The following is a 13,037-nucleotide window of genomic DNA, read 5'->3' as shown; positions in this document are numbered from 1 at the left end:
TGCTTAGATCACTAGGCGTCATCCCTCCCGTCGCGATTAAAACACGTTTATCTCGGACATAATTTAACCACCAAAGAACAACAGGCCCTAAGAGCCATTGGCAACTTTGACTCCATACGACATGTTCTTCACTCGCCTTTGGCTCATTTCATCAAGATGCTGCGAGAGTTAATGCGCACTTCTTGATGATTTTTTATTCCTTACTGATAAAAATTAAAAAACAAAGCAATCACTCTATGTTATCAATCCGTATTCATTCGTAAGCACTATACCTTTCCAAAAAATAAGAAAAACCTTAACGATTATGTGGATTGAATAACAAGTCTCTCTTCGGTATAGTTTGCGGCAAAATAATACAAACGCTTTTAGTCATCTAATCATTTGTTAGGTAAATGAATTTATTGCTTGAAGCACCATACTTTACATGACATTTTAGGAGCCATGGATGAAATTTTCATTTAGCACAATAACACTCGTGCTACTTACGTCCCTTATTAGCGGTTGTCATCCCGCCACCAGCACCACGGCCGTTGAGCCTATTCGCCCTGTAAAGTTGATGACCATTGACAATATAGATTCTGCACAAGCCCGTACCTTCCCTGCTAAAGTAGAAGCCAATCAAGAAGCTAACTTAAGTTTTCGTATCGCTGGACAAGTGGTATCCCTACCTCTACTTGAAGGGCAAACGGTTCAAAAAGGTGAGTTACTGGCCCAACTTGATGACAGAGATGCTCAAAATGCCCTTTTAAACCGCGAGGCACATTATGATCTGACTCACGCCGACTTTAAACGAAAAACCCAACTCTTTAAACAAAAGCTGATCTCTCAAGCGGAATTTGATAGCGCACAAGCCGAATTAAAATCCAGCAGAGCCGCACTCGCCAATGCTCAAGACAACTTAAGTTATACTCAGCTTCACGCGCCCTTTACTGGCATCATTGCCAAACGCATTATTAATAACCATCAAATCGTGCAAGCGAATCAAGCGGTACTGACATTGCAAAAAAATGCCACCATAGATGTGGTCATTCAGGTACCTGAAACCTTAGCAGCCTCCATCAAAGATTATGATGAAACACGTGCTCGACTCGCCAAAATTACTTTTAATGCCAAACCTGAACATCAGTATCCCGTCACGTTAAAAGAGTATTCCACTGAAATCACGCCAGGCAGTCAAACCTATGCTGTGACCTTTAGTTTACAACAACCTGATGATATTAATGTTTTCCCTGGAATGAGTGCAACATTGACACTGGATTTAGTCAAAGCCGATCATAGCCTTAACACCATTATATTACCTCAAACAGCAATCGCTAAACGTGACAGTGATAATGCCAGTATTGTCTGGATATTTGATGAGACAACCCAAACTGTCCATGCCAATAAAGTGACTATCGGCGCGGTTCACTCTAAGGGCATTGAAGTCCTAAGTGGGCTTAAATTTGGCGAGCAAGTTGTGGTTGCGGGTATACAACATTTAAGTGATAACATGAAAGTGAAAGCGTTACATTGGCAGCGAGGAGTATAACAATGAATGTTGCGCAATACGCTATTCAACATAAAGTCATCAGTTGGATGTTTGCCTTACTCTTGTTAATTGGTGGCAGTTTATCTTTTTTAAAGTTAGGCCAACTGGAATTTCCAGAATTTACCATTAAACAAGCACTGGTGATCACCGCTTATCCCGGCGCCTCTCCTGAGCAAGTCGAAGAAGAAGTGACTTTGCCTCTGGAGGATGCACTGCAACAACTCGACAGCATTAAACATATTACCTCCATTAACAGTGCAGGTATGTCACAAATACAAATAGAAATAAAAGAAAACTATCCCAGCCATGTGCTGCCACAAGTTTGGGATGAAGTCAGACGTAAAGTGAACGATAGCATTTCAAAGCTGCCACCTGGTGTTGCAACCCCTTCTGTTATTGATGATTTTGGTGACGTATACGGCATTTTATTTAATATTGCGGGTCAAGGCTTCAGCCCTCGAGAATTACAAAACTATGCTGACTTTGTCAGACGTGAATTAGTCCTGGTACCTGGGGTCAAAAAAGTCACTATTGCCGGTCAAGTGAACGAGCAAATTGTTATTGAAATATCCCAGCAAAAACTCAATGCACTGGGCCTCAACCCCGATTATATTTACAGTTTAATTAACAATCAAAATGGCGTATCCAATGCAGGCAGTATTCGCGTTGGCGATAACCGCATTCGTATTCATCCCACTGGCGAATTTCATAGCGTCAATGAAATGGAACACTTATTGGTGAGTGCACCGGGCAGTGCCCAGCTGGTTTATTTAGGTGATATCGCCAAAGTCTACAAAACCTATGATGAAACTCCAAGTCATTTATATCGAAATCAAGGGGCGCCAGCACTATCCATGGGGATCGCTTTTTCCAGTGGCGTCAATGTGGTTGATGTTGGGCACGCCGTTGAAAAGCGTCTTAAAGAGTTGGACAGTGAGCGCCCTTTTGGCATAGAACTGAATAAAGTCTATGATCAAGGCAAAATGGTTGACCAAACCATTAATGGCTTTTTGATCAATTTGGCAGAATCTGTTGCCATTGTCATTATCGTTTTACTGGTCTTTATGGGTGTACGCTCAGGCTTATTAATGGGGGTGGTATTGCTGCTCACCATTTTAGGCACTTTCATTGTGATGAGTATTCTCAATATCGAGCTGCAAATCATCTCCTTAGGCGCACTCATTATCGCTTTGGGCATGTTAGTGGATAATGCCATCGTAGTCACAGAAGGGATATTAATCGCGTTAAAACGAGGGCAAACTCGGCTGGAGGCCGCCAAAAATGTGGTCAGCCAAACCCAATGGCCGCTACTAGGCGCCACAATTATAGCCATTATTGCCTTTGCCCCTATTGGCTTGTCTGATACGGCAACGGGAGAGTTTTGTGTATCACTGTTTCAAGTGCTACTCATTTCACTCTTTATTAGTTGGATAACCGCCATTAGCCTAACGCCCTTTTTCTGCCACTTACTTTTTAAAGATGGTACTGTAAAAGAAAGCGGTAATGAGGATCCTTACAAAGGCTTTATGTTTACGCTTTACCGACAGCTTCTCAATGTTTGTATGCGTTTTCGCCTACTGACTTTAGCCGCCGTTATTACAGCATTAGTGTTATCCATATTCGGCTTTGGTCATATTAAGAATGTCTTCTTCCCCGCCTCTAACACACCGATTTTCTTTGTTGATGTCTGGATGCCAGAAGGGACAGATATTCACGCCACTGAGAATTTTGTCAGTCAGTTAGAGCAACATATTTGGCAACAACAAAGGGAAAAAGACTTAGGTGTTGCTAACATTACAACGGTAATAGGCCAAGGTGCACAACGTTTTGTACTGCCTTATGTTCCCGAAAAAGGTTACCCAGCCTACGCTCAACTTCTAATTGAAATGAAAGACTTACCGCATTTATATAATTATATTAAAGCGGTTTCTCATGATCTACGCCTGAATTTTCCTCAAGCTCAATACAGCTTTAAATACCTTGAAAATGGTCCGTCACCGGCCGCTAAAATTGAAGCCCGCTTTTATGGCGCAGATCCGCTTATTCTGCGTCAATTAGCCGCCAAAGCAGAAGCGATTTTAAAGGCCGAACCCAGCGCTGACAGTGTAAGGCATAATTGGCGCAACCAATTATTGGTGATCCGTCCTGACATCGCTCACGCGCAAGCCCGTGAGGCAGGGATCAGTAAACAAGATATTGATAATGCGTTACTGATCAATTTTGGTGGAAAAACCGTAGGCGTATATCGTGATAAGAGTCACCTAATGCCCATTATTGCCCGCTCGCCAGATGAAGAACGCCTCGATGTCGATAGCATATGGAAGCTGCAGGTTTGGAGCGCAGAAAACAATACCTTTGTGCCCGCCGCACAAGTGATTTCAGCCTTTAACAGCCAATGGGAAAATCCGCTTATCATGCGCCGAGATCGTAAGCGTGTGATTTCGGTTATGGCCAATCCCAGCCTAGATAGCGAAGAAACCGCTGACTCCGTATTTAGAAAAATACGCAGTGATATTGAAGCTATCCCTTTGCCTATCGGTTATGAGCTTGAATGGGGAGGCGAATATGAAACCTCGACAGAAGCTCAAAAGTCGGTCTTTAGTTCTATCCCTATGGGATACTTGGCGATGTTCTTGATCACTGTATTACTGTTTAATTCTGTTCGCCAACCCATAGTCATTTGGTTTACTGTGCCACTGGCCTTAATTGGTGTAGTCTCAGGCTTACTGCTCTTTGATGCGCCTTTTAGCTTCATGGCGTTATTAGGTTTACTCAGTTTAACAGGCATGATCATTAAAAATGGCATTGTGCTGGTGGATCAAATCAACCTTGAGCTGAGCTTAGGAAAAGAAGCTTATCAAGCTGTGGTCGACTCTGCCGTGAGTCGTGTGCGCCCGGTGCTAATGGCGGCCATTACAACTATGCTGGGCATGTTGCCTCTTCTCACCGATGCCTTTTTTGGCTCTATGGCCATTACCATTATCTTTGGGTTAGGCTTTGCCTCAGTGCTCACTTTAATCGTGCTTCCTGTCACTTATACCTATATTTGTGGCGTTGAAATGCCCTACAAAAAAAGTAAAAAAAATCCTCAACTTCAAACCTCTTAACGTTAAGCGCGCTGCCCCTTGGCAGCGCGTTTTCACTCTGAATCACCTACAGCGATGAAACCCACTCTCACTCTTTTTGACTATACTTATGTTGATCTCCTTATGTGATCTCCTTATGTTGATCTCCTTAAGTTGAGCATCTTGTGCTAAATGTCTTGTAACGAGTTGAAGTTGTCACTATGCCTATATTTCATCGTTCTTATTATTTAACTTTACATGGCGGACGTAAGATATCAAAAGACCCAACCGGATGGTATATAAATAGATCTTATTTTTTAAATTCTAATAATCAGAACAGAAATCAAAAGCAATTTATAAGAAAAAAAGAAGAAGTCTCAATGCTCAAAAACAATGCAAGAAAAAGAAGCAAGTTATTGAATGATGTTATTCCATTGATGCGCATTAACTTTCCCTACAAAGAACATGTGCCAGAGGAATATCGAGTAGACTCGATTAAAAGTAATCGGCAAGTTGCTGATGAAATATTAAAAAAAGCATTAAAAAATGCTGGCCCTTATTCTCAATTATATATTGCCAGTCATAGTAATAGAAAGAATAACTCTATATCTCAATTTACTGATATTATTAAAAAATCGTCTCAGCCCAACAGGATTGATAGAGAAAAAAAGAACTATTTTGGCGAAGTCTATAAAGAAGAAGATTTTGATTTTAAAGGAACGAACTATACGCGACGCATTGATCGTTATACTCCAGATGATATTGCTGACATTTTAGCCAGAACTCTCCCTGACATTGCACAACATTATTTGTATATCACTTTACTGAGTTGCAACTCAGTTAAATTTGCTGAAAATTTAATGAATGCATTACATCAACGCGGCTTTCGCCATACGGCAGTCTGTGCTTATAACGAAAAACAAAAATCGATAAATTCTAAAAAGTGGCCTAACAAACCATATGCCTTAAGCAATTATTATGGGGAAAATGGGGACTATAATAATGGACAAGCAGCTAGGTCAAGTTATTATAACCACAAATACGATAAAACAGAAGATAGAAACAATCGACTGGTCTTTCATAATTACAATGCTCAAAACTTAATAAGAGATGAAAACTATAAATGTGAACAATCAGATTTCACCGAGTTTAATAACCTTTACTTAAAAGATATAAGTGATAAAAGAGTCGATATTCACACATTCCAAGAAGGATTAAACCCAAGTCAAGAAGAGGTGATTCATTTTAGAAACACACTCATAGATGGGCTAGAGCCCATCATAAACCACATCAGAGACACAAGAGAAAGCGACTTAAAAGAAGAAAAAGAAACCTATTCATTCTACGGCTTTCTCGTTAATCAGTTCAGCACATCTTTACTCAGCTTGCATACCAGTCAAATGATTGCTGAACCTAAGGATACAGAAAAACATATTAACTATCTCATAAGCTGCATAAAAGATCATCATACCATCTTGGAAGATTCCTGTAATAGTACCAGACAAACTTCACAATATGCATACCATTTAGAAGTCTCTCAAAGCATAATCAACACATTATTAAGAAGCCTTGCTAGCTTTTATTTGCAATACTCTACAATTGAAGAAAATCAATCAGATGCCGTTTTTTCATCTAAGCTATTAAATGATTTTTTTGAAATACTGTCAGAATACACATTTAATCAAGTTTCATTTTATCAACATCTTAATAACTTCCAAATTCAAGCTATAAACACTAATAAAACAACAACTACGCAACAAATTGCCAGTGATAGTCTGTATGATATGCCATTACCCGATTTAACCACTAAAAGTGGATCTAAATTCTACTATGCCTACTTTCTCGATTTTAAAAGCAGGCATCACTCTCAAAATATCAAGACTATTAACCTGAATAATCAAGGTCACAGCCGAGCATTAAATACCAATCACATTCCTTATATTCAATGTATTCCGTCCCAACAATCAAACTCTAACACAGTCAATACCCACCAGATAAATGTAACCACACAAAAAAATGAGCAAAAGCATTTTAGTCAAAGTCGTTCAAACCGTTCACAGCCCTTAAGCGAACCAAGTGGCAGAACAACCAGCTTTGGCATAAACCCGCCTCACTTAACGGCGGATAATAAGCATACTGGCTTAACTATTGATGATACTTCCTTGTTTGCAAATGACAATTTTGCATACAAACAGAATCAATTGCTCAAACAACTCCAACAGCAACAACAAGAGAGTATTACCTCAACATTATTAAAGCATTTTGCCTTTCAACAAGCCGAGCAATTTACACGACTCTATATTTATGCCGATTTACTTGATAATAAAATACAAAGTATCAGTAAAGGGAACAATACTGATGCAAACATCAACCCCATCGACTTAGCTAACATACTCAATGATACCCTGCCTGCTTACGCTAAAAAAAATTTACAAATAAAATTATTAATAAGAAACTCTGACGCCTTTGCCCATATCCTGATGGACACATTGGATGAATTAGGCTTTATACAAACCTCTGTTATTGCTTATACAAACGATCAAGTTGCATTAAAAGTGGAATACAAAACCAGTCGTACAGGTAATACGTTAGTGCTTAAAAACACACAAAGCAATCTACATGACTCTGTTGAAGATCCCAATGATAATAAAGTCGTAGTACATAATTTAAACGGTTATTTAGAGAGCACCAAATCAATATTATTTCATCGGCTGCACCTCCACTCATACAATGTATTAGACCCTATGACAACTGAGGATATGCTGGCCATGTTAACAGAAGAGCAGCATTCAGCAGAATCTAATTCACCCTTTCAACCAAGCCAAGCTAGAAACTACTCAAATGATGACATTAACGATGAATTGAAAGATGACTTTAAAGGTGATATTGATGTTGTCAGCCATAACTCAAATAACAATATGAATCCAATGAGGTTAAACAACACCACATTAGCACTGATAGATAAAATACAACAACGCCCTCCTATACTCTATTTTAAACTCAACGATGAAGCCATGCGATTTCGCAATGCCCTTATCGACAGCCTCAGTGAGTATATTGATCGTTATAACAGAAAGACATACACAGGACTATTTCATCATCACAGCAGTGACGGTTATGATCGCGTGCAGCTTTTCATCAAACGATTACTGCAATTTAATATGCATGTGCTTATTCTGTTTAAAGAAGAGCATTTTATTTTTAAAATCTTTGAAGAGCTTATCATTTTTACCAATCAACAGGGGGAATATGCACAATTTAGTGGCAGCATCAATGTCAATAAGCATTCTGCCATGACCTATCTTTTAGCTGGTATTCGTCAGTTCTACCTTGATGCCCATCAGCATCAGATTCCGCTCTACTCGGTTATCGTCACGCATTTTCTACCAAGGGCAATCATGGCCAAGCCAGAAAAATTAGCCCTGAGACAACAAGAAGAAATAGATAACAATATTAATGTAATCAAAAAAATGGCAGTAAGAGTCCAACCTCACCTTGTCACTTCAGCCTTTCTAAAGGATCTTGACTTTAACGATGAACCCAAAAGAAAACAGGCACGTAATGGCATAAAAAAAAGCCTTAATAACATCATTCGCTATATTCATCGCCAAAGGCAACGCGTCAAAGAGCAGGCAAAACATAAACAAGCAGCTGCTGCACTCGATGTGATCCCTGAAAACAAAGAGCAAGAAAACCCAGCACAAAAGAAACCACAAAAAAAACCTTACATCCCTTTCACGCTAAACCTTAACAACATCAAAACGCCAGTACAATTTTTAATGGCCTTAGAACTCTATGAGGGAAAAATAAACCTGCAAGATACACTGATTTTTAAAAAAGCCTACTTTGACATTAAAGAGCAAACAAAGAAACGACATGAAACTAAAAACGCTAAAGGAGACGATCCACTTGTTGATTCAGCCCTCATTACTCTTGCTTTTAGCCACACACTCCTCTCCAGCAAACAAAATGAACACCTCTATAACCTTAGAATACTGGCAATAAAACAAGGCTTTACTCCAAATGAGCGTACGAGCAAATACCAATTACTCAGAACAGATTTTGATGACTTATTCCAACAAGCAGTTGATGCCGAAAGCATTCATTATTTAGCCACCAAAATTAAACTTAGCCCTCAAGCTATCTTTGAGATTATGAATAACGAGGATGCAAAGACGCATTTTCTGACCGGAAAAACAAAAAAAATCTTTTTGAGAAAACAGAACGAACTATGGCGACAATTTAGAGAAGAAAACTCCTCGAGATAAGATTCAGCAGAGTAAAAGTGAGAGACCTATGTTTCCTCAATGATACGCTTTGAGATCGGCATTTTAGTTTAAAACATGCAAAACAGTACTTAAAGTGTTCAAACAAATACTGCGATGCATGCTTTATTATATTAAAATCAATGACCTAATCGCTTTAGTTACTGTGCAGCGCCGAATTAAGCTCAATGGTTTTAGGGTTTGGCTTACAAAACACTTGCCCTGTTTGAGAATCTTGAATAAATAACAGCTTTTCACGACCCGATAAGCTAATGGCTTTAACAATATTCTCACCCTCAGCAACGGCGTTCCCTTCCAAGTCTACGGGCTTATCTTGCGCGTCCAACAATGACACTTTCATTCCGGCATAAATATATAAACCTGCTGCTATGGTCGAACCAAAACCTAATGAAATACCCGTACCAGCATTGGCCCCTAATAAACATTTCTCGCCAATACTAATGACATTATTATTACCGCCAGACAAAGTGCCCATGATCGATGCTCCGCCGCCAATGTCACTGTCTTTTTTAACAAAAACACCAGCTGAAACGCGCCCTTCAACCATAGCATTCCCTTCAGTGCCTGCATTAAAATTCACATAACCTGCTGGCATGACCGTCGTCCCTTCACCTAAATATGCCCCCAATCGAGCACGGCCCACATCGGCAACACGCACACCCGTTGGAATATGATAATTCAGCATATAGGGGAATTTATCAACATGAGTCACCGTCAGAGGCTTACCTTGCAGTAAATATTTAACCCGCTGGGTTTCAACATCCGCTGGTAACATTGGGCCCATATTTGTCCAAGCCACATTAGTTAATTGACCAAATGCACCATCAAGACATAAACCATGGGGCTGGACTTTACGTTGCGATAAACACTGTAGCTTAAAATAAGCTTCTTCGGCACTGGCCACAGCTTGTTCGCCATCAAATAAATAGAAAACCCCCACATCGGTATGACCATAATGGTTTTCAGGCTCAGTGTTATCCACTAATGTTTTAAGCAGCTGCACATTGGCATGATCCCCCAAAGCATCATGAAAAGGCGCAAATTGATTAAAGACTTCATTAAGGGTATCAGCAGATAAAGGAACAAAACCATTACTTTGCTGAAAACCCGTAGCCTTTAACAAGACTGCAGCCGTGCCAAAGTTAGCATCGAAATTTATCAAAGGAAACAGCACATCCAGTGTAGCGTCACCTTTAGAACGACGTACACCGATACCAAATGCTAACGGTTTCTGATATTGACTATCGGCTTGGATTTCGGTGACATATTGGCTAAATGCTTCTTTTGTGCTGATCATTTTAATCTCTTACGCTGTTAAATAATGAATTAACTGAGCGGTAATAAAGCATGCCTTTACACCGCAGGGCTAGTATCAAATAATGAAAATAAGTAGCAGCAGGATAAACCTCGACTAAGGTAAAGTCTACTCTCAAGAAAGACTGCAAAAAAACAGGTACTTTTTATCAACAAAGCATAACAAAATAGATAACAAAAAATGCCTTTCAAGCCTAAGTTTGAAAGGCATTTATGTCGATCATCAAGTAAACTATTTCACTTCAAAGCTACTAGACTTGCCAGAGTAACTGTTTAATGAACCATTCCAACCACTCTTCCAATAACCATGATGGCGAATACGATAAGTCCCCGTCGGCATATCATTATCAATCACCCACTCTAATTTTGCATCAGAGCAGGCCTTGCAATCTGCGTCGGTATCACGGATCCACACAAATAAGGTACTGGCATCATTTTCTGTTAATAGTGTTTCCCAATTACCATTGACTTTACGTTGAACTTCAAAAAAAGCTTCCATGGTCTTAAAGTTATTTTGAGGATGACCCGAACGAAACTTCACCGACACGGTATCGCCACGCTTATAACTTGAAGAGACATCTTTTGTGGTTTCACCAAAAGACTCCCATAGACGCTTGTCATCGTACACCACACCAATTGAATAAATCAGTTGATCATTTTCACGATTAATCGGAGTAGGCCCCTCACTCACCACAGAGCCTTGTGCGATAGAGTCGGCCAATTCAGTGAAAATCTGACGATAAGCCGCTAAGGAATCCGGCCCAAATACTGTGTGTGCCCCTTCATAATACTGCTGATCATACTCTTCATTCGTGGTGATATAGCCACTGTAAGCATTGGCTAAACCAGCAATAACAACATGTTTTACACCGCTGCCTGCAAGTGCTGCTAATACATCACTACGCAATCGGCGCCCTGACATGGTTGTCATCTCCCCGGGAACCCCCACCAAGGCTAAATCACCAATTTGAAATAACTGAAAAGGCAAAGTGTCTGTGTATAAGGCAATATTATCGGTTAAGTCGGCATTAACAAAGGTTGGTTTAGGATATTGACAGGCTTCATATTCATCATCACCGGTAGCGATATTAGAAAACGCATCTAATAGTCCCAGCAATGGATATCCGGCTAATACATTGCCAATTAATGTGTCATTTTTATTCCAGTAAGTCCCTTCATTATCTTGAGTCATCCCCTCAGAGATCCCCTCCATATTTGAAGGGCCGTCCCATCCCGCTCCAGCGGTAAAGGACCATCCCACAGTACCATTGCACAATGCTTGCGCATTGCCAGATTGAGTAAAACTTCCATCAACTTGATAACCAGGCATTTTCACATATTGAAAACGGTAATTTAATGCTCCCGCAAGTGATGAGGTTGAATTATCATACAAAGACAGCGCCATATTATATTGTTTAGTCGCCGATAAAATCACATCTTCTTTTGTGGTATCCATGCAGCCGTCCTGTGGGCCACACACATTAGGCGAAACATCCCCTTCATCACTATTTGCAAAAGCGGCAACAAAACCCATCTTTAAGGGCGGCTGTGTGCCTTTTGACTTTTCAAATAATTGGCTCGCCATGCCTTTATTATCACCACTAATATAGCGATAAGTTTGTGGCGACGACACATTATGTACGGCAAACCAGTTGATCATGCCAATCTCACTGCCATCGTCTTTGACCAATTTTAATACTGTCATAGTGTCATTGACATCGGTACTATAATCGTCTTTGTCGGCATTAAAGGCATACACATCTTTATTTCGATTAATACTCGCGTCTAAAAGCGTCCCTTGAGCAAACTTAATATCACCAGAGGCTTTACTGCTAAAAGCACTGGCAATCGACTGATAAATACCATCCACTATCGTCGCATAATTATCTTCATCATAACCTAAGGCACTTAAATTAAGCAGAACCGTATGGTCGTAGCCTCCTGGCCCCACATGAGTATGGGTGGCGGTTAACATGACATTTTTTTCATTCAAATAAGGAGATAAGCTGGAGTCGGCTGCAATTTTAGCCATAACACCTTGATGAACACTTTGAGGAATACCTTGAAGATCTGCACTCACAAAAACCACAAAGTCATCCGTTCCCGCAGCACCTATGGTAAAGGCGCGAGACCAGAGTCTCGTAAAAATGCCCTGCGTTGTTTGCGCCGTATCACCATAACCCACCATGCCTCTATCGGCAGCAGGTCCAGTGATGTCATACATGCCACTTCCCACGATCCAATCCCCCGCCTGAGCAGAAAAAGAAGACGCTATAGTCGTCGACAATAACATAGAGCTTAAGGTTAACGGTTTAAGTACAGAATTTAATCGATTCATACAATATCCCAAGGCTTTAAAGCCATTCATTATTATTAGATGCTATCAGTAACCAAAACACATCCATGTAACAATCGAGCAACCGATAAGTCTTTATGCATGATAATTCAAAACTTTTTTAAAATACAAATTACAAAAAATCGATAATAAAGACTTTTAATATTCATATATGTAATGAAAATGAGAATTTACAACATTTAACACAAAGTCACCTATATTGAATAAGTGATGGCAAGCACTTGAAAGTAATATTTAAACGACGCACTCATGCAGAATATTCTGCAAGCAAAATAGACAGATATGTTAACAAAAAGGAAGTAATGTAAATCAAAGTAAATTAAAGCAAGTTAAAGTAAACATTAGAACTTAAATAACCATTCTAAGGCAAAGGTCAATTTCATACTTATAGTATTTATAAGTACAAGTTAAGAATATACCCGTGATACTTGAAGATGCAGGATTCAGCTGGAATTAAAAGCCTTTTAGGCAAGGCTTTGAACAGCGTG

General features: G+C 39.8%; 5 protein-coding genes. 3 read left to right on the top strand and 2 right to left on the bottom strand.

Annotated features, from left to right (window positions below):
- Window positions 1-445: 445 nt before the first annotated feature.
- The 3 genes from Q0791_RS22445 (at window position 446) to Q0791_RS22435 (ending at window position 8,861) form a co-directional block, all read left to right on the top strand.
- Entirely contained in the window at window positions 446-1,528 is a 1,083-nt protein-coding gene (locus Q0791_RS22445) for an efflux RND transporter periplasmic adaptor subunit (protein ID WP_299011383.1), read from the top strand.
- 2 nt (window positions 1,529-1,530) lie between these two features.
- Complete coding sequence (locus tag Q0791_RS22440) at window positions 1,531-4,635, top strand: efflux RND transporter permease subunit (protein ID WP_299011381.1); 3,105 nt, start codon at window positions 1,531-1,533, stop codon at window positions 4,633-4,635.
- Between the two features lie 338 nt (window positions 4,636-4,973).
- Window positions 4,974-8,861 carry a hypothetical protein gene (locus tag Q0791_RS22435; RefSeq protein ID WP_299011378.1) on the top strand — a complete coding sequence of 1,296 codons (3,888 nt, stop codon included), beginning with the start codon at window positions 4,974-4,976 and terminating at the stop codon, window positions 8,859-8,861.
- A gap of 154 nt (window positions 8,862-9,015) precedes the next feature.
- Here Q0791_RS22435 and Q0791_RS22430 read toward each other — a convergent pair whose 3' ends face one another.
- The gene (locus tag Q0791_RS22430; RefSeq protein ID WP_299011376.1) at window positions 9,016-10,176 is read right to left on the bottom strand and encodes a tetrahydrodipicolinate N-succinyltransferase N-terminal domain-containing protein; all 1,161 of its coding nucleotides are present in this window, start codon (window positions 10,174-10,176) and stop codon (window positions 9,016-9,018) included.
- 249 nt (window positions 10,177-10,425) lie between these two features.
- Entirely contained in the window at window positions 10,426-12,531 is a 2,106-nt protein-coding gene (locus Q0791_RS22425; protein WP_299011374.1) for a neutral/alkaline non-lysosomal ceramidase N-terminal domain-containing protein, read from the bottom strand.
- Window positions 12,532-13,037 lie beyond the last annotated feature (506 nt).

Source organism: uncultured Shewanella sp., from assembly GCF_947495455.1.
GTDB lineage: Bacteria > Pseudomonadota > Gammaproteobacteria > Enterobacterales > Shewanellaceae > Shewanella.
The sequence above is the reverse complement of the archived record's forward strand: the minus strand, read 5'-3'. Positions and strand labels throughout refer to the sequence as shown.

Coding starts and splice junctions, on each gene's coding strand:
- Q0791_RS22445 (WP_299011383.1), top strand. CDS start 446: ATGAAATTTTCATTTAGCACAATAACACTCGTGCTACTTACGTCCCTT.
- Q0791_RS22440 (WP_299011381.1), top strand. CDS start 1,531: ATGAATGTTGCGCAATACGCTATTCAACATAAAGTCATCAGTTGGATG.
- Q0791_RS22435 (WP_299011378.1), top strand. CDS start 4,974: ATGCTCAAAAACAATGCAAGAAAAAGAAGCAAGTTATTGAATGATGTT.
- Q0791_RS22430 (WP_299011376.1), bottom strand. CDS start 10,176: ATGATCAGCACAAAAGAAGCATTTAGCCAATATGTCACCGAAATCCAA.
- Q0791_RS22425 (WP_299011374.1), bottom strand. CDS start 12,531: ATGAATCGATTAAATTCTGTACTTAAACCGTTAACCTTAAGCTCTATG.